This is a genomic window from Streptacidiphilus fuscans, from assembly GCF_015690355.1.
Classification (GTDB): Bacteria; Actinomycetota; Actinomycetes; order Streptomycetales; family Streptomycetaceae; genus Streptacidiphilus; species Streptacidiphilus fuscans.
In genome coordinates, this window is sequence record NZ_JADPRT010000012.1 from 236,852 (window position 1) to 258,110 (window position 21,259).

16 protein-coding genes are annotated in these 21,259 nt (G+C 71.5%); 13 read left to right on the forward strand and 3 right to left on the reverse strand.

Going from position 1 to position 21,259, the window contains the following annotated elements; all coding sequences use genetic code 11:
- Positions 1-143: 143 nt before the first annotated feature.
- The 8 genes from I2501_RS26730 (at position 144) to I2501_RS26765 (ending at position 9,169) form a co-directional block, all read left to right on the forward strand.
- Positions 144-404, forward strand: a complete 261-nt coding sequence (locus tag I2501_RS26730; protein ID WP_328806654.1) for a hypothetical protein — start codon at positions 144-146, stop codon at positions 402-404.
- Positions 405-605: 201 nt separating this feature from the next.
- A complete protein-coding gene (locus I2501_RS26735) occupies positions 606-1,331 on the forward strand; it encodes a response regulator transcription factor (protein WP_196196781.1) in 726 nt (241 codons plus the stop codon).
- Between the two features lie 31 nt (positions 1,332-1,362).
- On the forward strand, positions 1,363-2,841 hold the full coding sequence (locus I2501_RS26740) for a HAMP domain-containing sensor histidine kinase (RefSeq protein ID WP_196196782.1): 1,479 nt from the start codon (positions 1,363-1,365) through the stop codon (positions 2,839-2,841).
- Positions 2,842-2,885: 44 nt separating this feature from the next.
- Positions 2,886-3,389, forward strand: a complete 504-nt coding sequence (locus I2501_RS39695; RefSeq protein ID WP_196196783.1) for a DUF1269 domain-containing protein — start codon at positions 2,886-2,888, stop codon at positions 3,387-3,389.
- Between the two features lie 195 nt (positions 3,390-3,584).
- Positions 3,585-5,132 carry an FtsW/RodA/SpoVE family cell cycle protein gene (locus I2501_RS26750; protein ID WP_196196784.1) on the forward strand — a complete coding sequence of 516 codons (1,548 nt, stop codon included), beginning with the start codon at positions 3,585-3,587 and terminating at the stop codon, positions 5,130-5,132.
- Positions 5,129-6,652 carry a penicillin-binding transpeptidase domain-containing protein gene (locus tag I2501_RS26755; RefSeq protein WP_196196785.1) on the forward strand — a complete coding sequence of 508 codons (1,524 nt, stop codon included), beginning with the start codon at positions 5,129-5,131 and terminating at the stop codon, positions 6,650-6,652. The genes I2501_RS26750 and I2501_RS26755 overlap by 4 nt, the downstream gene beginning before the upstream one ends.
- 44 nt (positions 6,653-6,696) lie before the next feature.
- Positions 6,697-7,602, forward strand: a complete 906-nt coding sequence (rbsK, locus tag I2501_RS26760; RefSeq protein ID WP_196196786.1) for a ribokinase — start codon at positions 6,697-6,699, stop codon at positions 7,600-7,602.
- Between the two features lie 67 nt (positions 7,603-7,669).
- The gene (locus tag I2501_RS26765; RefSeq protein WP_236047243.1) at positions 7,670-9,169 is read left to right on the forward strand and encodes an APC family permease; all 1,500 of its coding nucleotides are present in this window, start codon (positions 7,670-7,672) and stop codon (positions 9,167-9,169) included.
- Positions 9,170-9,230: 61 nt separating this feature from the next.
- Here the strand turns inward: I2501_RS26765 and I2501_RS26770 are convergent, their stop codons facing one another.
- A complete protein-coding gene (locus I2501_RS26770; protein WP_196196787.1) occupies positions 9,231-10,568 on the reverse strand; it encodes a glycoside hydrolase family 18 protein in 1,338 nt (445 codons plus the stop codon).
- A 245-nt stretch (positions 10,569-10,813) separates the two neighbouring features.
- Here I2501_RS26770 and I2501_RS26775 point away from each other — a divergent pair, with 245 nt between their 5' ends.
- The 4 genes from I2501_RS26775 to I2501_RS26790 all read left to right on the forward strand — a co-directional run bounded on the left by I2501_RS26775 (position 10,814) and on the right by I2501_RS26790 (position 16,466).
- Positions 10,814-12,385 (forward strand): sensor histidine kinase, encoded by a 1,572-nt coding sequence (locus I2501_RS26775; RefSeq protein ID WP_196196788.1) that lies wholly within the window; start codon positions 10,814-10,816, stop codon positions 12,383-12,385.
- Entirely contained in the window at positions 12,378-13,175 is a 798-nt protein-coding gene (locus I2501_RS26780; protein WP_196196789.1) for a response regulator, read from the forward strand. The genes I2501_RS26775 and I2501_RS26780 overlap by 8 nt, the downstream gene beginning before the upstream one ends.
- A 298-nt stretch (positions 13,176-13,473) precedes the next feature.
- Positions 13,474-14,742: a glycosyltransferase 87 family protein gene (locus tag I2501_RS26785; protein ID WP_196196790.1), complete on the forward strand. Its 1,269-nt coding sequence runs from the start codon at positions 13,474-13,476 to the stop codon at positions 14,740-14,742.
- A gap of 161 nt (positions 14,743-14,903) precedes the next feature.
- On the forward strand, positions 14,904-16,466 hold the full coding sequence (locus I2501_RS26790) for a N,N-dimethylformamidase beta subunit family domain-containing protein (protein WP_328806655.1): 1,563 nt from the start codon (positions 14,904-14,906) through the stop codon (positions 16,464-16,466).
- Between the two features lie 28 nt (positions 16,467-16,494).
- Here the strand turns inward: I2501_RS26790 and I2501_RS26795 are convergent, their stop codons facing one another.
- Both I2501_RS26795 and I2501_RS26800 read right to left on the reverse strand, forming a co-directional pair.
- Entirely contained in the window at positions 16,495-18,171 is a 1,677-nt protein-coding gene (locus I2501_RS26795) for a penicillin-binding transpeptidase domain-containing protein (RefSeq protein ID WP_196196791.1), read from the reverse strand.
- Between the two features lie 172 nt (positions 18,172-18,343).
- A complete protein-coding gene (locus I2501_RS26800; RefSeq protein ID WP_328806656.1) occupies positions 18,344-20,170 on the reverse strand; it encodes a dolichyl-phosphate-mannose--protein mannosyltransferase in 1,827 nt (608 codons plus the stop codon).
- 171 nt (positions 20,171-20,341) lie between these two features.
- On the opposite strand from I2501_RS26800, the gene rsmI reads away from it, so the two are divergent.
- Entirely contained in the window at positions 20,342-21,199 is an 858-nt protein-coding gene (gene rsmI / locus I2501_RS26805; protein WP_196196792.1) for a 16S rRNA (cytidine(1402)-2'-O)-methyltransferase, read from the forward strand.
- Positions 21,200-21,259: the final 60 nt, after the last annotated feature.

A 21,259-nucleotide genomic window follows, 5' to 3' on the forward strand; every position in this document is an offset into this window, starting at 1 on the left:
TCGCTGTCCGAGTCCGACCGGAAAGAGGGAATTCGGCGATTGCCCCGGGCAAACCGGCATGAACCGGGCTACCGTCTGCGCCACAGGGGCTCCGGGGCTGCCGGAGACTCCTGCGCTCAATGGCGCGAAGGCCAGGGGGAAACGTGCTGGTCGTGCAAGGAGGCCCCACCACCGCTGTGGTCCGGGGGCGTACGGGGGAGTCCGTGGTGCTGCTGTCGGGGGAGCTGCCCGCGGATCTGACGGATCAGAATCTGGTGGAGGTGCTGGATCTGGCTGCCGCCGTCCTGGACAGTGGGGAGATGGTGCTGTTCCGCCGCTGCCTGGAGGCCCTGCGCCGTGGCGACGTCAGCGGGACGCGCCGGGTCGAGATCGACGGGGCGGTGCTCACGGTCTACGCGGGCTGAACGGCCCAGGATGGCCTGACGCACCGTCACACGATGGGTCAGGACCAGCTCGCCGGCTCCGCCCTCCATGGACGCGACGGCAGTCTCCGCCGCCGTGGCCGGACCGAGGGCTGATGGGGCGGCCCAGCCGGGGCAGGGGTGAACCTCCGGTGAACGGGTGTCTCTTACCCCTTCCTCATCCTGTCGTGGACAATCGGTGTCGTGACGTCGACTGTTCTGCTGGCCGAGGACGACCGGGCCATCCGTGATTCGCTGGACCGCCTGCTGACGCTGGAGGGTTACCAGGTGACTCCGGTGTCCGACGGCATCGAGGCGCTGGCCTCCGTGCACAAGCAACGCCCGGATGTGGTGGTGCTGGACGTCATGATGCCCGGGATCGACGGTCTGGCCGTCTGCCGCGTGCTCCGCGCCGAGGGTGACCACGTGCCGATCCTGATGCTGACGGCGCGGGTGGAGACCTCCGACCGCGTCGCCGGTCTGGACGCGGGCGCGGACGACTACATGGTCAAGCCCTTCGAGGCGGAGGAGCTGCTGGCCCGGCTCCGTGCCCTGCTCCGGCGTGCCGCCGCGCCCGCGGTGACCTCGGACGACAACGGGTCCGAGGCCGAGGGCATCCTGGCCGGGCACGACCTGATCGAGGTGGACGACCTCAAGATCGACTCGACCGCCCGCCGGGTCTGGCGCGGCGGCGAGGAGATCCAGCTCTCGCGCACCGAGTACGACCTGCTGGAGCTGCTGGCCCGCAACGCGGGCATCGTGCTGGACCACAGCACGGTCTACGACCGGATCTGGGGTTACGACTTCGGCCCCGGCTCGAAGAACCTGGCCGTCTACATCGGCTACCTGCGCCGCAAGCTGGACACCCCGGAGCGCACGCCGCTGATCCACACCGTCCGCGGAGTGGGCTACACGCTGCGCGAGCCGTAAGGCCGGGTATGAACTGCCGTAAGGTCCAGGGATGAACTGGGTGCGGGCCGACGTCGGCCTGAGAGTCCGTTTCGCCGTCGCGTTCGCTGCGCTGGCGGCGCTCGTCGCGGTGCTGGTCGGGGCGCTCGGCTACAGCTCCGCCGCGGCGCTGATCCGCAACGACCGGGCGAAGGAGTTCTCGCAGTCGCTCACCACGCTCAAGAGCGACGTCGGCTCGATGACGCTCACCGCGCAGGACTTCCTGGCCAAGCAGGAGAGCAAGGACCAGCTCTCCGACCAGGTGACCCAGTCCGGTGACATCGGCATCCAGGTCCTCGGCGAGGACGGCGGCGTGCTCCAGTGGGGCAAGCCGGACCCGCTCCCGGTCAGCAAGCAGGACAAGGAGCTCGCCGCAGCCCACCAGCCCGGCCGCAGCCGCGACATCACCGAGTTCACCGGCGGCGACCGCTATCGGGTCGTCACGGTCTCGCTGGGCGGCGGACGCGGAGCGGTGATGATCTCCGAGCGGCTCAGCGCCACGGACGCGCTGCTCGACTCGCTGATGCTGCGCATCGCGTCGCTGGCGGGAGCCGTGGTCGTCGCGGCCGGTGCCGCGGGGTGGTGGGTGGCCGGTCGGATCACCCGACGGCTGGTGCGGCTGACCGCGACCGCCGAACAGGTCGCCATCACCGGGGAGCTCTCTCTCGACGTGCCGCAGCGCGGCCGGGACGAGATCGGCAGACTCGCCCGCGCCTTCGAGGACATGCTCGGCAGACTGGCCCGTTCCAAGGACGACCAGCGACGCCTGGTCCAGGACGCCGGCCACGAGCTGCGCACCCCGCTGACCTCGCTGCGCACCAACATCGCGGCGCTGCGCCGGATGGACCGGCTCCCCCCGGCGTCCAGGGCCGCGCTGCTTGACGATCTGGAGACCGAGACGCGGGAGCTGACGGTCCTGGTCAACGAGCTGGTGGAGCTGGCCAACGACCGCCGCAGCACCGAGCTGCCCACCCAGACCGAGCTCGACGAGCTGGCCGAACGCGTCGCCGATCTGACGCGTCGTCGGACCGGACGCGAGATCGTGGTGGACGCGCTCCCGGTGGTGCGGACGGTGCGTCCGCAGGCGTTGCAGCGCGCGCTGACCAACTTGGTGGAGAACGCGGCCAAGTTCTCCAGCGGGCCCGAGGAGATCCTGGTCGTGGTCCGCGCCGACCGGATCAGCGTCCTGGACCGGGGTCCTGGCGTCGACCCGGAGGACCTGGACCGGATCTTCGACCGCTTCTACCGGGCCACGGCCGCCCGGAGTCTGCCCGGCTCGGGCCTGGGGCTCTCCATCGTCCGCGAGGTGGTCGAGGAGCACGGCGGCGAGGTCTTCGCCCGCAACCGGGTCGGCGGCGGCGCGGAGATCGGCTTCACGCTGCGCGAGCCCCAGCCCGCTCCTCCGGCGGTCGGTCGCGCGGATCTGCCGACGCTCGGGCTGCGGGCCCGACACGCGGAGAATAAATCGGACAAATCAGGAGTAGCTCGGTAGATTCCCACCAGAGACCCATTCTCTGGACGCTGGGAAGGACCCCCGTGAGCAACCTCATCGCCGTCGCCTACCCCGACGTGGCCACCGCCGAGCAGGTCCGCAACAAGCTGATCGAGCTGCAGAAGCAGAAGCTGATCAAGGTGGAGGACGCCGTCGTCGTCGAGCGCCGCCCCGACGGCAAGGTCAAGCTCCACCAGGCCGTCAGCACCACGGGTGCGGCCGCAGCGGGCGGCGCGCTCTGGGGCGGCCTGATCGGCCTCCTCTTCTTCATGCCGTTCCTCGGCGCGGCCATCGGCGGCGCGACGGGCGCGGCAGTCGGCTCGGCCCAGGACTTCGGCGTCGACGACAACTTCATGCGCCAGGTCGGCCAGCACCTGACGCCGGGCGCGGCGGCGGTCTTCACCCTGGTCAGCGACGCCGTGACCGAGAAGGTCCTGCCGGAGCTCGCCCCCTTCGGCGGCCAGCTGATCCAGACCTCCCTCAGCCCGGCCGACGAGGAGCACCTCAAGGAGGCCGTGGCCGCTGCCCAGTCCGCGGCCCACGCCTGACCCCTCCGCCCCCGCGCGGCGACACGCACGTCCGGGCAGCCGACATCCCGGCTGCCCGGACGGTGTCGCTCCTGGGCCGCCTCGGGCAGCCGTCCGTCCAGCCGAGGCCGCTGTCTGTGCCGACCTGTCGACTGACGGACCCAGCGATGTACCGACCTCTCGACTGACCGAATCGAAGCGACCGAGAATTCCTCGATGGCAGCGACCGCCGCCCAGGCGACCCCCGCACCCGACGCCGCCCCGAAGCCCCGCTCCCGCCGTTGGATCGAACTGGCCCTGGTGGTGGTCGCGGTGGCGATCTCCGCGTACGGGTACGCCGACGTCGGCTACGACATCGACGGCAAGGTCCCGTCGGACACGGTGAAGTACGCGGTGGGACTCGGCGTCCTGGCGCTTGCGGCCCATCTGACCGTCAGGTTCCGGGCCCGCTACGCCGATCCGCTGCTGCTGCCGATCGCGGTGCTGCTCAACGGCCTCGGCCTGGTGGTCATCTACCGACTGGACCGGGCCACGCCCGGCAGCGCCTCCGCGCCCACCCAGCTGGTCTGGTCGGCCGTCGGGGTGCTCTGCTTCATCGGCGTGGTGCTCCTGCTGCGCGACTACCGCGTGCTGCAGCGCTACGCCTACGTGCTGGCCTTCGCCACGCTGTTGCTGATGATCGTTCCGATCTTCCTGCCCGCGGTCTACGGGGCGAAGATCTGGATCAAGATCGGCCCGCTCTCGTTCCAGCCCGGGGAAATCGCGAAGATCGCGCTGGCGATCTTCTTCGCCGCCTATCTGGCCGTCGCCCGGGACGCCCTGGCGCTGACCGGCCGCAAGGTGTGGAAGCTGGAGCTGCCGCGGGGCCGCAACCTCGGCCCGATCGTGCTGATCTGGCTGGCCAGCGCGGCGATCCTCTTCCTGGAGCAGGACCTGGGGACGCTGCTGCTCTTCTTCGGCCTCTTCGTGGTCATGCTCTATGTGGCGACCGGCCGGATCGGCTGGATCGCCGTCGGCCTGGTGCTGGTCGGGATCGCGGTCGTGCCGGTGGCGCTCTGGGAGCCGCACGTGCACGTCCGCTTCGTCGACTGGCTCAACCCGATGCGGACCATCCAACAGGGCCAGGGGCCGAGCCAGTTGGCGCAGTCGATGTTCGCCTTCGCGGCCGGTGGCCTGCTCGGCACGGGCCTGGGGCTCGGCCACTCCTACCTGATCGGCTTCGCCATGAAGTCCGACTGGATCCTGGCGACCTTCGGCGAGGAGCTCGGCCTGGTCGGCCTGGCGGCACTGCTGCTGCTCTACGCGATCCTGGTCGTCCGGGGCTACCGGACCGGGCGGCTGCTGTGGGACCCGTTCGGGCGGCTGTTGGCGATCGGCCTGGCGACGCTGCTGGCGCTGCAGGTCTTCGTGGTCGGGGGTGGCGTGACGGACCTGATCCCGCTGACCGGGATGACCATGCCGTTCCTGGCGCAGGGCGGATCGTCGCTGGTCACCAACTGGATCCTGATCGCGCTGCTGATCCGGCTGAGCGATGCCGCCCGCCGCCCGGAGGCGCCGGTCGCGCCGATGGAACCGGACGAGATCGAGGAGATCCAGGAGGCCCTCGAGAGCAGGGAGAGCAGGGAGAGCCGCGAGGCGAGGCGGCCTGTGTGGCCCAGACGCCTCCGCAAGGCCGGACCGGACGGGCCGGAGCGGGAAGAAACCGAAGACGGCGACGGCGAGGGCCCCGACGGCGAGGAGACGCAGGGGGTGCCGAAGGTATGAGCAGCAGCCCCGGCAGCCCGAAGACGCCTGCGCGCGGGGCGGTCCGGCTGTCGCTCAGCCGGACCGGTCGCCGGGCCGGCCTGTTCTGCCTCGTCCTGATCCTCGCGCTGCTGGTCAACATGACGCGGCTTCAGTTCTTCCAGGCGAAGTCGCTGAACGACAACACCGCCAACCAGCGCAGCGTCATCGCCCGCTACGGCCAGCCGCGCGGCGACATCTACGTCGCGGGCAGAGCGGTCACCGGCTCCAAGGCGACCGGCGGACTCTACGACTACCAGCGCACCTACACCGACGGCCCGCTCTACGCGCCCGTCACCGGATTCTCCTCGCAGACCTACGGCAACACGCTGCTGGAGGGCGTCGAGGACGACGTGCTCACCGGCCAGGACAGCAGGCTGTCCACCAACGCGCTGTGGGACGCGGTCTCCCGGGCCAAGGTGCCCGGCGGCGACGTCTTCACCACCATCAACCCCCAGGCGCAGCAGGCCGCCTTCCAGGGGTTGGGCAACAAGCGCGGCGCCGTCGCCGCCATCGACCCGACGACCGGCCGGATCCTGGCGCTGGCCAGCACGCCCTCCTACGACCCCAACGGCCTGACCGGCGCGGGCCAGTCGACGGTCGACGACTGGACCACGCTCAACGCGGACAGCACCACGCCGATGCTCAACCGCGCGCTGCGGCAGACGTACCCGCCCGGCTCGACGTTCAAGGTGGTCACGCTCGCCGCGGCGCTGCAGAACGGTCTCTACACCGGTATCGACGTGCCGACCAACTCGCCCGACCCGTTCACCCCGAACGACACGAACCACGCGATCACCAACGAGAACCCCGGCCTGCCGTGCGCCGACGCGACGCTCGACTACGCGCTCCAGGTCTCCTGCAACACCGTCTTCGCCAAGGTCGGCGTTGACGTCGGCGAGGCGGGCATGGTGAAGACGGCCCAGGCCTTCGGCTTCAACCAGACGAACCAGACGGTTCCCGTCGGTGTGGTGAAGAGCAACTTCGACACCGGCCTGACCAGCCAGGCCTTCCTCGCGCTCTCCTCGATCGGCCAGTACGACACGGCCGCGACGCCGTTGCAGATGGCGGAGGTCGCGGCGGCGGTCGCGAACAACGGGACGCTGATGCAACCCCGGCTGCTGGACCGGATCACCCGAAGCAACGGCACGACTGTCCAGACCTTCGGTGACCGGACGTTCAGCCGGCCGGTCTCGTCTCAGGTGGCGTCCGAGATCCAGCAGGCCATGGTGAACGTGGTCAACCAGGGCACCGGGACCAACGCGCAGATCCCGGGCGTCGTCGTGGGTGGCAAGACCGGGACGGCGCAGAACGGGGTCGGCAACTCCGGTACGCCGTATGCCTGGTTCATCTCCTACGCCAAGCCGACCGCGTCCGCGCCCTCGCCCGTCGCGGTGGCCGTGGTGATCGAGGACGGCAACGCCAACCGCGCGGACATCAGCGGCGGCGGCCTGGCGGCCCCGATCGCCAAGGCCGTGATGCAGGCCGTGCTCAACGGCTGACATGTCTGCGTCGGACGGACCCGGCAGCCTCTAAGGTGGGCGTCATGCCGAAGATCGCAGTCGTCGGAAGCCTCAATCTCGACCTGGTCGTCCCGGTGGCGCGGCATCCGCTGCCGGGGGAGACGGTGCTGGGCGGGGACCTGGCCGAGCATCCGGGCGGCAAGGGCGCCAACCAGGCCGTCGCCGCCGCGCGTCTGGGCGCGGCCGTGGCCATGCTGGGCCGGGTGGGCGCGGACGAGGCGGGCGCGCGGATGCGGGGCGCGCTGGAGCGCGAGGGCGTGGACGTCACCCGGGTCGAGCCGGTCGACGGGGTGCCGACCGGGCGGGCGCTGATCGCGGTCGACGAGCTGACCGGCGAGAACTCCATCATCGTCAGCCCCGGCGCCAACAACGCGCTGCACCCGGAGCACTGCGCCACCGAGGGATCCCTGCTCCGGGACGCCACGGTGACGTTGCTGCAGCACGAGATCCCGCCGGAGACGGTGGCCGCCGCGGCACGGCTCGCGGGCGGCACCGTGCTGCTCAACCCCGCTCCCGCGCGGGAGCTGACCGTCGACCTGCTGCACATGGTCGACATCCTGGTCCCCAACCGCGCCGAGCTGGCCGCGCTGGTCGGCCATCCGCTCCCCGACCTGCACGCCGTCGCCGACGCGGCCCGCCAACTGCGCGGTCCTGCGGCGGTCGTGGTCACCCTCGGCGCGGACGGCGCGCTGCTCTGCGAGGACGGCGCGGTGCTGCTGGTCCCGCCGCACCCGGTCCGGCCGCTGGACACCACGGCGGCGGGCGACGCGTTCTGCGGGGCGCTGGCCGCCGGTCTGGTCGAGGGACGTGAGCTGCACGAGGCGGTCCGGCGGGCCAACGTCGCCGCCGCGCTGAGCACGACCCTCGCGGGCGCGCAGCCGTCGCTGCCGACGCGCGAGGAGCTGGCCAGGGAGCTCGGCGAACTCTGACGGGCGACGGCCGCTGGCCCGTATTGTTTGTCAGAGTTTGTCCGTTTTTCATGCGACGATACGTCATATGACGCCCCCGAACGTCCCTTTGGCCACCCCGCCCACGCCGCCCTCCACTCCGCTGGCCAAGCAGCTGCTGCGTCGGAAGTCGGTGGCCCAGCTGATGGCCGAGAGCAGCGGCGACATCGAGACCCCGCCACCGGGGGCCGGTGGGACGCCGGCGGGGACCGGCCCGCATCTGACGCGGTCGATCGGGCTGCTGCAGCTCTCCGCGATCGGGATCGGCGCGACCGTCGGCACCGGCATCTTCTTCGTGCTCAACACCTCGGTGCCGGAGGCGGGTCCGGCCGTCGTCGTCTCCTTCGTCATCGCGGCGATCACGGCCGGGCTCACTGCGCTCTGCTACGCCGAACTGGCCTCGGCGATCCCGGTGTCCGGCTCCTCGTACTCGTACGCCTACGCCACGCTCGGCGAGATCGTCGCGTTCGGGGTCGGGGCCTGCCTGCTGCTGGAGTACGGGGTGTCTGCCTCGGCGGTGTCGGTCGGGTGGGGGCAGTACCTCAACGAGTTCTTCCACGACGCCTTCGGATTCACCCTGCCGAACGTGATCGCCCAGCCGCCCGGCGACGGCGGCTACGTCAACGTGCCGGCGATGGTGCTGGTGACGCTCTGCTGCCTGCTGCTGGTGCGCGGCACCAAGGAGTCCGCGACGCTCAACGCGGTGATGGTCGGGGTCAAGCTCGTCGTCCTGCTGCTGTTCGTGGCGATCGCCTTCAGTGGCTTCCAGAGCTCCAACCTCAAGCCCTTCGCGCCGCTCGGCTTCTCGGGCATCAGCACCGCCGCGTCCAGCATCTTCTTCTCCTTCATCGGGCTGGACGCCGTCTCCACGGCGGGCGAGGAGGTCCGCGAGCCGCACCGGACGCTGCCCCGCGCGATCCTCATCGCGCTGATCGTGGTCACCGCCCTGTACATCGCGGTGGCGCTGGCGGCCGTCGGCGCGCAGAAGTGGACGCTGTTCCAGGGCCAGCAGGCGGGCCTGGCCCAGATCCTGCGGGACGTCACCGGACAGACCTGGCCGTCCATCATGTTCGCGCTGGGGGCGATCGCCTCGATCTTCAGCGTCACCCTCGTCGTCATCTACGGCCAGACCCGCATCCTCTACACGATGGGCCGGGACGGGATGCTGCCGCCCGCCTTCGCCAGCGTCTCGCCGCGCACCGGGACGCCGGTCTGGAACACCGTGGTGGTGAGCATCGGCGTGTCGCTGCTGGCCGGTTTCGTGCCGCTCGACGTGCTCGCCGACCTGACCAGCCTGGGCACGCTGGTGGCGTTCACCGTCGTCTCGATCGGCGTGATGGTGCTGCGCCGCACGCACCCGGACATGCCGCGCGGGTTCCGGGTGCCGGGCTTCCCGGTCACACCGCTGCTGTCAGTGGCGGCGTGTATCTATGTGATCTCGGGGCTGCACACGTTGACCTTCGGGTTCTTCGCGGCGTGGCTCACGGGGGCGGCGTTGATCTACTTCGGGTACAGCATCAAGCACTCGCGCCTACGCGGCGCGGACTGACGGGTCGGGTGTCGGTCCGCGCCGCGCAGGGACGGTGGTGGGAGGGGCAAATGTCGGAGGGTCAGTTGTCGGAACCGATGCCGAGCCCTGCGCCGAGAGCGGCGGTCAGGCTGCCGTCGCTGGTGTCGCCGTCCATGGACCAGACGAAGGTGCCGCGCAGGCCCTGGTCCTGGATGTACCGGCCCTTGATGAAGACGGAGAGCGGGTTGTCGTAGGTGTAGAAGGTGCCGGAGGCCGCGTCGTACTTGTAGGGCTCCTGGGCCAGCGGGTCCCAGTAGGTCTTGCCGGGTGCGGTGACGACCTGGTTGTAGTTCGGCGTGCCGCCGCCCGCGGTGGCGGTCTGGAAGAGGCCGTCCCCGTTCGGTCCCGGGGCCACGCCGGTCCACTCGTGGGCGTAGTAGGGGATGGCGATGCCGATCTTGCTCGGCTGGACGCCCTGGGATTCGTAGTACGACACGGCCTGGGCGACGCTGAACCGGTTGTTCGCCGGGTTGGGGTCGCGCGGGTCCTGGGTCAACCCAGAGGCGAAGTCGGTCGGGCCGGCAGGCTCCCAACTGCCGTGGTAGTCGAAGGTCATGACGTTGAACCAGTCGACGACCTTGGCCACCTGGCGGAGCTGCACCTTGGCGGCGACGGCAGGGCTGGCCGAGGTGTTGGCGGTGAGCAGGTAGCGCTCGCCGCTCTGCGCCCCGGCGGCGGTCAGCTGGGTGCGGAACTCCTGCATCAGGGAGGTGAAGTTCGCGGTGTCCTGGGGCCCGTAGGGGTTGCCGTTGCCGGGCTCGTCCGGGTACTCCCAGTCGATCGCGAACCCGTCGAAGATCCCGGCGGCGGCCCCGGCGGGCAGGCCGGGGATGTCCCCCTTGAGGTACTGGTCGACGCAGGAGGCGACGAACTTCTGCCGCGACGCGGCGGTGGCGGCGACTGCGGAGAAGTTGCCGGACCAGGACCAGCCGCCGATCGACATCACGATCTTGAGGTGCGGGTAGGCGGCCTTGAGCTCGCGCAGCTGGTTGAAGTTGCCCATCAGCGCCTGGCCGGAGGCGTCGGCCTGGCCGTTGACGGACTCGGTGGCGGCGAACGGACGCTGGTAGTCGGCCCAGCTGTCGCCACTCGCGCAGAGGCCGTCGGCGGAGATGTTGCTGAACGCGTAGTCGAGCTCGGTGAGGTGCTTGATCTCACCGGAGGTGATCAGGTTCTTCTCGTCGAAGCCGGAGTAGATGCCCCACTGGGTGAAGTAACCGATCAGCTGCTTCTGGTTGTTGCCGCGGTCACTGCTACTGGTGCTGGAGGCAGGCGCGGCGGCGTGGGCGGGTGCTCCACCGAGCAGCGCGAGGGCGCAGGCCGCCGCGGCGGTGGCGACGGCGGTTCTTCTGACGGAGGCGCGACGGATCGCAGGCATGGACTCTCCTCGGCGGGATGGAGCGCGGAGGCGGTGCGGGGAGGACCGCGAGACGGTGCGGAGCAGCGGCATTGGCATAGACCAATGAGAGGGAAGGTATAGGCCAATCTGGCAGAGGGTCAATGGCCGCGTTCTGATGCTGTGAGTGGGTTGCCGCGCGCCTCCCGAGCAGTGACGGGACGCGGCCGCCCCGACCGTCCGTCGTCCGGCCGTTGCGGCCCGTCAGGGCCTACGCTGAAGTCGTCATGGGCGGAGCACTGCAGGAGCAGGCAGCGCGGGTCTGGCGGCGGGGTAGCCGCGGCGCGCGGCTGATCCGGGATGCCGCGTGGGCGGCGCCGGACCGGCCGGTGGCACTGGCCCCCGGGCTGAACCTGTCCGCGCGGATCGGGCTCGCCGTGGCCGGTTCGCTGGTGGTCGCGGTCCTGGCCGTGACGGCCAACGAGCAGCTGACCGGGCTGGTGCCCGGCAGCCTGGCCTGGGCGCTCGCGGCGGTGCAGACGCTGCCGCTGCTCCTCGTCGTCGCCCGGCCGCTGGCCGCCTGGCGGATCTGCACGCTCGGCATGACGCTGGCGACCTTCGCCGAGGTGGGGCACGTCCCCACACCGTTCTGGCCCTGGCCGGTCGGCTCCTGCTGCGGCTACGTCGTGCTGCTCTTCGTGGTCGCGCAGCGCTACGGCCGCGAGATCGCCTTCGCGGTGGACGTGCTGGTCGCGGGCGCCGTACTGCTGCCCGCGACGCTGCTGGTCGGGATGCCGCCGGTGGTCTTCGCCGTCGCGGTGGTGGCGGTGACCCTCGTGCTGGTGCTGGGGGAGTCGATCCACTCCCGGCTGGAGGCGGAGCGCCATCTGGAGCAGGCCGAGCAGCAGCGCAGAGCCGGGCTGGCGCGGCAGGCGGTGCTGGAGGAGCGCAGCCGGATCGCCCGCGAGCTCCACGACGTCGTCGCCCACCACATGTCGATGATCGCGATCCAGGCCGAGGCCGCGCCGTACAAGGAGCCGGGCCTGCCCGAGCAGACCCGGCGCACCCTGGCCGCCATCCGGGAGGCGTCCACCACCGCGCTCACCGAGATGCGCCGGGTGATCGGGCTGCTCCGCGAGGAGGACGAGGGCGCCGAGCGCGCGCCGCAGCCGGGGATCGACAGCATCCCCGACATGGTCCGCGCCGCCCGCCAGGCGGGCATGCAGGTCGACCTCACACTGACCGGCGGCCCGGAGCGGACGCCGGGCGTGGTCGACGTCTCGGCGTACCGGATCGTCCAGGAGGCGCTGAGCAACGCGGGCCGCCATGCGCCCGGGGCCCGCGTTGCCATCGAGGTGCACCGCACCCGCTCCGAAGTCCGGGTCAACGTCGCCGACGACGGCGGCACCGTCGCCCGCGTCGAGGCGGTCCCGCCGGGCGGCAACGGCGGGCACGGACTGACCGGCATGCGCGAACGCGCCGCGCTGCTCGGCGGCACGTTGCGGGCGGGGCCGCGTGCCGACGGCGGCTTCGAGGTGAGCGCCGAACTGCCGACGGACGGGCCGGTGGACGGCGGCCTGGCCGCCGCCGGTCTCCCCGCTGGTCTCGACGGCAGCCTGGAGGAGCGGCTGAACCGGCTCCTCTTCGCGACGCCGGACGAGGCCTTCGCACCGCCTCCCGCCGCCGAGCTGCCTGAGGCCGAACGGACGCAGGACGACGACACTCGCGAACTCTCCGACGTGTCGGTGGACGGCCAGGCGCCCTGGAGACGCCATCGCCATGGAGAATCGGACAGGAACCGCCGCACGGGCGGCCTGACGGGCGAGGTGATCGATGACCGGGGCGGGGGCGATGGCTGAGGCGGTTCCGGAGCCGGGCGCGGAACCGGGCGCAGTACCGGGCGCAGAACGGGGCGCTCAACCTGGCGCGGAGCAGGCCCACGAGCAGGCCCGGCAGGTGCTGGACCGCTCGGGCGACCCGATCCGGGTGCTGCTCGTGGACGACCAGGAGATGGTCAGGGACGGGCTCGGCGCGCTGCTGTGCACGGCGTCCGACATCGAGCTGGTCGGCGAGGCCGGCGACGGCGTCCGGGCGATCCGGCTGGCGCGTGAACTCCGGCCCGACGTCGTGGTGATGGACATCCGGATGCCGGGCATGGACGGCCTGACGGCCACCGGCGCCATCATCGACGCGGCCGGGGAGGACGGACCGCGCGTCCTCATCCTGACCACTTTCGACCTCGACGAATACGTGTACGAGGCACTGGCGCGCGGGGCCAGCGGATTCCTGCTCAAGGACGCGCCCGCACGGGACCTGATCAACGCCGTCCGGGTGATCGCGGCCGGGCAGGCGCTGCTCGCCCCGTCGGTGACCCGGCGTCTGATCGCCGACGTGGCACGCCGTCGCCGCGCGGGGAACCTCCGGCCGGAGGCGGTCTCCGCGCTCACCGCGCGCGAGCTGGACGTCCTGCGCCAGGTGGCCCGCGGGCTGTCCAACGCGGAGATCGCGGACGAGCTGGTCCTCTCCGAACAGACCATCAAGACCCATGTGGGCCGGATCCTGGCCAAGCTGGAGCTGCGCGACCGCACCCAGGCCGTGGTCTTCGCCTACGAGCACGGCCTCGCGGGCGGCACCGACCAGCCCGAGTGAACGGCGCAGCCCGGTGAACCGCACAGCCCGAATGAACGGCGTACGGCGTCGACAGGGAACCGGAATCAACCGGGGCGTGAACCCGGGGAGTGAACCCGTTCGTGGTCGGCTTACGGGACCATGCGGACCCCTACCTGGGGGTGGATGGGTGAACAACCCTTCAGCGTGACGACAGCGCGGTATGTCCCTTTCTAGGCTTGGGATCGTGACGACGACTCATGCCCGGTCGGGGGAGCGTTCGAGGCAGCGTTTGCGGGCGCGCTTGGGGGAGGCAAGCAGAGCCGCCACCCGCCTCAGGGTGCCGCGGCCGCGCGTCGAGCGGTTCGCCGCCGCTTTCGTCGGCCCGGAGGGCACCTGGCTGGTCCGTCGCACGCTCTGGGTGCTGGGCGCCCTCGTCTGCGGCGGTTGGGCCCTGGGGTTCCCGCTGATCTCCAACATCCCGGCCCAGCGCTACTGGGGCTGGTCCGCCGCCGTCGGGTACGGCCTCGCCGCGTTGGCGGCGGCGCTGCTGCCTCGCGCGCGTGCGTTCCGGGTCGCGGTCGCGCTGGCGCTCACCTTCGCGCTGGTCGTGCCGATGGCCGTGCTGCTGGCCCGCAACGAGGGGCAGTCGGAGATCTGGGTGGTTCAGCAGTCGGCGACCAGGCTGCTGCACACCGGGTCGCCCTACATACTCCATCCGCAGGACTGGCGGGGCTACACGCCCTATCTGCCCGGCATGGCCCTGTTCGGCCTGCCGCACCTGGTGCTGCCGGGGGCGCTGGGGGACGTCCGGATCTGGTTCCTGCTCGCCTTCCTGGGCTTCCTCGTCGCCACCTGGAAGCTGCTGCGCGGCGGCAGCACCGCGGGGCTGGCCGTGCCGCTGGGAGCGGTGCTCGCCTCGCCGCTGGTCGCGCTGCCCGCGGCGGTCAGCGGTGTCGACCTTCCGATGATCGGCGGCTGCTGCTTCGCCATGGCGCTGGCCGGACGCGGGTACGCGGCCCGGGCGGGCGTGGTGCTGGGGCTGGTCTGCGCGATCAAGTGGACCGCCTGGCCGGCGGTGCCGGTCGGTCTGCTGCTGCTCTACCAGGTCGGCGGCTGGCGCGCGGTGCGCCGCAGTGCGCTGTGGACGGCGATCGTGGGCGGCGTGTTGGTGGTTCCGTTCGCCGTCGCTTTCCCGGGGACGATGCTGGAGCAGGTGATCCGGTTCCCGCTCGGCCTCTCCTCGGTGCGGACCCCGGCGGACAGCCCGCTGCCCGGCCATCTGCTGGCGGAGCTGGGCCCGGCCGGGCGCATGGGTTCGCTCGCCCTGCTCGGGCTGGGTGGCCTGGCCATCTGCGTGTGGCTGGTGGTTCGCCCGCCGCAGAACGCGCGGGCCGCGTGCGACCGGCTGGCGCTGGGCGTCGCCACCGCGTTCCTACTGGCCCCGGCGGGGCGGTTCGGCTACCTCCAGCTGCCCGCGCTGCTCTTCCTGTGGCCCAGGCTCGCGCTCCACGCCGGCCCGGACGCGCCGGACGCCGAACCGGGGCCGTTCGACCGCACGGACGACGAGGACGGCACCGGGGTCCTGGCGGGCGTCGGCGAGTCCTGACGCGGCATCTGCGGCCACCTCTCCCACCTGCGGCGCTCTTCCACGCGGCCGATTCCCGGACGCCGGAGTCGGTCCCCCGGCGTATCGTCGTCGCGGGGAGTCGAACATTCAGGAAACACATGGAATGTTCGTAGCAACGGTTGTGGGAAGGGGAACCGGCGGTGCAGGACGAAGGTCGGCGGGGAGTGCGGCGTCGGACGGTGCTGGGAGCGGCAGCAGCCGCCACCGGGGCCGGGCTGGGTCTCGCCGCGTGCGACTCCGGTTCGACGGCCACGCACGCGACGTCCGCCAAGTCGGTGGACGCGTCGCCCGCCTCCGCGGCGAACGCGACCGCCCGCGAGAACGCCAAGCCCGGCGCTGCCGACTGGCGGATGACCCACCAGGGCGCGCAGGAGGACGTCGAGGGCTTCGCCGACCAGGCGTCCCTCCGTCCGGGCGAGAAGCTGACGCTGCGCGTCTCCACCACGGCGCCCGGCTTCACCGTCTCCGCCTACCGCGTCGGCTGGTACGGCGGCGACCAGGCCCGGCTGGTCTGGAAGTCCGGGCGGATCGCCGGACACCGGCAGCCGCCGTCGCAGATCGTCGGCGCGACCCGCACCGTCCAGGTCCGCTGGAAGCCCAGCCTCACCGTCGACACCACCGGCTGGCCGGAGGGCGCCTACCTGCTGCGCCTGGACGCCGAGAACCGCGCTCAGCGCTGGATCCCGCTGGTGGTCCGGTCGGCGTCCGCCCAGGGCAAGGTGCTGGTGATGCACGGCACCGCGACCTGGCAGGCGTACAACACCTGGGGCGGCACCAGCCTCTACCAGGGTGCGGACGGCAGCTACGACGCCCGGGCGCTCAAGGTCTCCTTCGCCCGGCCCTACGACGACAACGGTGCGGTCAAGTTCCTGGTCTACGAGCGCGCCCTGGTCGTCCTCGCGGAGCGGCTCGGCCTGCCGGTTGCCTACACGACGGGCGTCGACGTGCACAACGATCCGTCGATCCTGAGCGGGGCGACGGCGCTGATCTCCCTCGGCCACGACGAGTACTGGACCCCGGAGCAGCGCGGCTACGTCACCAAGGCCAGGGACACCGGCACCAACGTTGCCTTCCTCGGCGCGAACACCTGCTTCCGCCGGATTCGGATCGAGGACGCCGGGCGGACGGTGGTCTGCTACAAGACGGACTACCGCGACGACCCGGTCTACTGGACCGACCGGGCGCTGACCACCACCGATTTCCGCTCCGGCCCCGCCCCCGACCCGGAGTCGTCGATGACCGGCGTCTTCTACGAGGGCTACCCGACCGACGCCCCCTACGTGGTGCAGACCCCCGACCACTGGCTCTTCGCGGGCACGGGGGTGAAGGCGGGCGACTCGTTCGCGCACCTGATCGGCGTCGAGTACGACCGGGTCACCCCGAGCGCGCCGACGCCGCGGCCGATCGAGATCCTGGCCCACTCGCCGCTGGTCTGCAACGGCAACCACAGCCACTCGGACACGGCCTACTACACCGCCCGCAGCGGTGCGGGCGTCTTCGCCTCGGGCACGATGCGCTGGGTCGAGGGCCTGATGGCGGGCGGCCACGACGACTACGGCGACCACGGCATGGACGCGCGCACGGCGCGCTTCGTCACCAAGGCGACGGAGAACCTGCTCACCGCCTTCGCCCAGGGCCCGGCGGCCAACCACCGCCCGGCCCCGAGGGACAACCTGCAGGACGTCTACGGGTCGAGCGTCTGACGCGTCGGCAACGTCGATTGACGGACCGTCACTGGTCGGCCTGGAGGACGTCCGTGGCGACATAGCCGGCGGAGCCCACGCCCGTGCTGCCGCCGACCACCTCGGCCGCCACCGCGATGTTGTCGTCGAAGGCGACGAACCAGCCGTTCGTGCTGTTGCCGACCTCGGCCGTGCCGGTCTTGGCGCCGACGCCGCTCATGCCCGCGGTGCGGGGTGCGGCGGTGCCGTACTGGGCGGTGTCGCGCATCATGTCGCGCAGGTTCTGTGCGGTCGTCGGGTTCATCTGCTGCGGCGCCGGGGTCTGCGGCAGCCCGGGGACCAGGATCGGCTGCAGGAACCCGCCGTGGGCGACTGTGGCCGCCACCGAGGCCATCACCAACGGGCTGGCGGCGTCGTCGCCCTGTCCGATGGCGTCCCCGGCCAGGAAGTTGCGGTTCGGCGCGGCCTGGATCTGCGGGTCCCTGCTGGCGACACCGATGTGCCAGCTGCCGATGCCGAAGACGTCCGTCGCCTCGTTGGCGACCGAGTCCAGGTGCGGCTGGTTGTGGGTACCCCAGGCGTTGTCGAGCAGGTCGATGAAGGCGGTGTTGCAGGACATCTCGAACGCGGTCCGCATGTCGGAGCCGGTTGCGTGCTCGTTGTCCACGTTGTGGAAGAGCTGGCCGTTGACCTGGGTGGTGGGCGGGCAGGAGGCCGGGGTGTCCGGGTTCATGCCCGCCTGGTCCATCAGCGTGGCAGCAGTGATGATCTTCATGGTCGAGCCGGGGGCCGACCAGTCGTTGATGGCCAGGTCGGTGCTGCCGCTGTAGGCGATCGCCCGGATCTCCCCGGTGTGGTGGTCGATCGCCACCACGCCGGAGGGCATGCCGTTGATGTGGTTGTCCTGCACGGCGCGTTCGGCGGCGGCCTGGAGCCCCGCGTCCAGGGTGGTCTTGAGGACGGCCCCGGTCGGCGCCTGGAAGACCGTGGCGGTGATGCCGGCCGGGCTGCCGGCGGAGTCGACGACAGACACGCCGCTGCCGGACGACCCGGTGGCCAGGCCCGCGCCGTTCGCGCGCAGCTGGTTCAGGATGTCCGCCAGGGACGGGAACTGCGCAGCCGTGAGCGGCTTGCCCTTGTCGTCCAGGACGGTGGCCGACCCGCCGGAGGCATTGGGGATCGGCCCGGCCGTGACGTTCTGGCCGTCAGTCAGCTTGGGGTAGAGCACGGAGGACGCCCAGTGCACGGCCTGGGTGCCGCCGCTGGCACTCTGCACCACGTCCAGCGTGCCCGGATAGGTCCAGGTGCCGCCCTTGACCTGGGCCGTGACGGTGAAGTTCACCTTGGTCGCGCCGGTCAGTTGCGGGTCGGGGCCTGCGGCGGTGATGCCGGTGAAGGCGATGCCGGTGAGGGCCAGCCCGTCGTGGTAACTCTGCAGTGCCGCTAGTGCGTTGGTGGGGAAGTCGGTGTCGCTGGCCGCGCCGCCGTAGTGGGCGGGGCCGCTCTGCCAGGTCTGCAGGAAGGCGGTGGCGAGCTTCTGTGCGTCCGTGTTGCTGGGCGGTTTGGTGGCCATCGCGGTCGGATCGACGTTCGCCGCCGAGCTCGTGTCGCTGCTGTCACCGCCGCCCCCGACCACGGCGTGCACGATGTTGAACGCGGCGTACGCGCCGCCTGCCAGCATGGCCGTCACCGTGGTGGCGACGGCGATTTTCGCCGCTTTGTTCATTGTCTGCCGAATCCCCCCGTGCCTGATGGCACACATACGACCCAATCAATCGGATCGTATGCGTGCCAGGCCGGTCATGGCAGGGGGAATCGATGAACTTGTGCGGACTCTGTGACCCGTTCGTGCCCCCTGAATCCAGATCTGGATGGTGAGCGGGGAATCCGACGGCAGGTCAGATCCAGGTCGGCCACCACATCCGCGCGCGCCAACTGTCGATCGGAATGACCTGGGCGTCGTAAAGCGGGAGGAAGTAGAGGAAGTTGGCCATGATCGCCACGACCAGCACGCCCGCCGCGATGCCGCCCAGCAGTCGCCGGTCCCCCCGCGCCCGCGCCGAACCGAGCAGCGCGCCGATCAGGAACGCCACCGCGAGCGCCAGGTACGGCTCGAAGGCGATCGTGTAGAAGAGGAAGATCGTCCGCTGCTGCCACTGGAACCACGGCAGGTAGCCCGCCAGGATGCCGCAGGCGATCGCGCCCGCCCGCCAGTCGCGGCGCAGCAGCCACCGGTACAGGCAGTAGACCAGCGCGAAGGTCGCCGTCCACCACAGCAGCGGGGTGCCGATCGCCAGCACCTCGCTGGAGCACTGCGCCACGTGGCAGCCGCTCTGACCGTTGGTCGGCGACTCGTAGTAGAAGGAGACCGGCCGCCCGTTGACCAACCAGCTCCAGGGGTTGGACATGTAGGTGTGCGGGGTGTGCAGGTTGGTGTTGAAGTTCCAGATCTCCGAGTGGTAGTGCCACAGGCTGCGCAGCGGCGCGGGCACCCAGCTCATGTCGAACTGCGGCAGGTTGTGCAGCGGGCCGATCGACGAGGGGGACAGGCCCTTGCGGCCGTCGGCCCAGGTGCGGTCGTAGCCGCCGCTGGTGAACAGCCAGCCGGACCAGGCCGCGACGTAGGTGACCAGGGCCACCGGCACCATCCAGACGAACGCCAGCGGCGTGTCGTGGAGCAGCGCGGTCCGGTAGGGCCGCCGTGCACCCGCGGCCTTGCGTGCCCCCGCGTCCCACAGCACCGTCATCACGCCGAAGAAGGCGACGAACCAGAGGCCGTTCCACTTGGTGGCGCAGTCCAGGCCCAGGCAGACGCCCGCCAGCAGCCGGTAGGGACGCCAGCCCAGGCGGGCGGCGGTGGCCAGCTCGTCGTTCGGCGCCGCGTCCGGGTTGTCGGCGGTCGCGCCGACCAGGTCGGCCAGGCGCGCCCGGCTGCGGTCCCGGTCGATCAGCAGCAGTCCGAAGGCGCAGAGCGCCCAGAACATGACCACCTGGTCCAGCAGGCCGGTCCGGCTCATCACGAAGTGCATGCCGTCGCAGGTCAGCAGCAGACCGGCGACGCAGCCCAGCAGCGTGGAGCGGAACAGACGGCGGCCGATCCGGCAGACCATCAGCACGGCCAGGGTGCCCAGCACGGCGACCATGAAGCGCCAGCCGAAGGGGTTGAGCCCGAAGATCATCTCTCCGATGCCGATCACCCACTTGCCCGCCGGCGGGTGCGCGATGAACTCGGCGCCGGTCGGCGTCGGGATCTTCTGCGGGTGCTGCATGATCAGCGTGTTGGCGTTGTCCGCCCAGTTGCGCTCGTACCCGAAGTGCCAGATGGACCAGGAGTCCTTGGCGTAGTAGGTCTCGTCGAAGATGATCGCGTGCGGGTTGCCCAGGTTCCAGAAGATCGTGATCCCGGCGACCAGAGTGATCGCCAGCGGCCCGATCCACCCCGCCCAGCGGCACAGGAACAGCCACAGCCCCGGCGGGATCCGCAGACCCAGCCTGGCCAGCACCGGCGACGGCGCGCCGACGTCGACGCCGGGGCCGTCCGGCATCGGCGGCACCAGCCGCTCCCGCAGCGGCGTCGGGTCGGCGGCGCGGTAGCCGTACCGGCCGAGCCGACGCTGCCAGGTCGTCAGCGGATGCCGACGGCGCGGGCTCGCACCGGGCGTGCCGTCGTCCCGGGCGTCCCCGGGCGCCGCAGCGGTCAGCGTGTCCGTCCTGTGTTCATCCACGCGAGCATCGTAGGGGCGGAACCTGTCGACGCGAGGGTCCGGATCCCGGACAGGCGCCGGACCGGCGCGTGACGGACGCGGGACGGGTGGGACCGGTGGTGGTCTTGTCGGGATTCGCGCACGACTGTCCCGCTCGCGGAGGAAGCGGCGAGAGGATGGGACGATGGGCGGGTGACTGGTCTACTCGTTCTCGCAGGCACCCCCATCGGCGACGTCGAGGACGCCCCGCCGCGTCTCGCCAAGGAGCTGGCCGAGGCCGACGTCGTCGCCGCCGAGGACACGCGGCGCCTGCGCCGTCTCTCGCAGGCGCTGGGCGTGGCCCCCACTGGGCGGGTGGTGTCGTACTTCGAGGGGAACGAGGTCGGCCGGACCCCGGAGCTGGTCGAGGCGCTGCAGAACGGCGCCCGGGTGCTGCTGGTCACCGACGCGGGGATGCCCTCGGTCTCCGACCCCGGGTACCGGCTGGTCGCGGCGGCCGTCGACGCGGGCGTGCGGATCACCGCTGTCCCCGGCCCGTCCGCGGTGCTGACCGCGCTCGCACTGTCCGGGCTGCCGGTGGACCGGTTCTGCTTCGAGGGCTTCCTGCCGCGCAAGGGCGGGGAGCGCTCCGCGCGGCTGCGTGAGCTCGTGGCCGAGCCGCGGACCATGGTCTTCTTCGAGTCGCCGCACCGGATCGACGACTCGCTGACCGCGATGGCCCAGACGTTCGGCGGGGAGCGGGCCGCAGCCGTCTGCCGCGAGCTGACCAAGACGTACGAGGAGGTCAAGCGCGGAACGCTGGCCGAGCTCGCCGCGTGGGCCGAGGAGGGCGTCCGGGGCGAGATCACCGTCGTCGTCTCGGGCGCCCCAGCCGCCGCACCCGCCGCGGTGGACGCCGCAGAGCTGGCCCGCCGGGTCGCCGTCCGGGTGGACGCGGGCGAGCACCGCAAGGAGGCGATCGCCGCCGTGGCCACCGAGGCGGGCCTTCCCAAGCGCGAGGTCTTCGACGCGGTGGTGGCCGCGAAGAGCGCCGCTCCGGGGCGTGCGTAACCGGCGCATGCGCCGTGTACGGAGGGGTCCTGGTCTGCGACTTCTCTGCGCCGTTCGAGT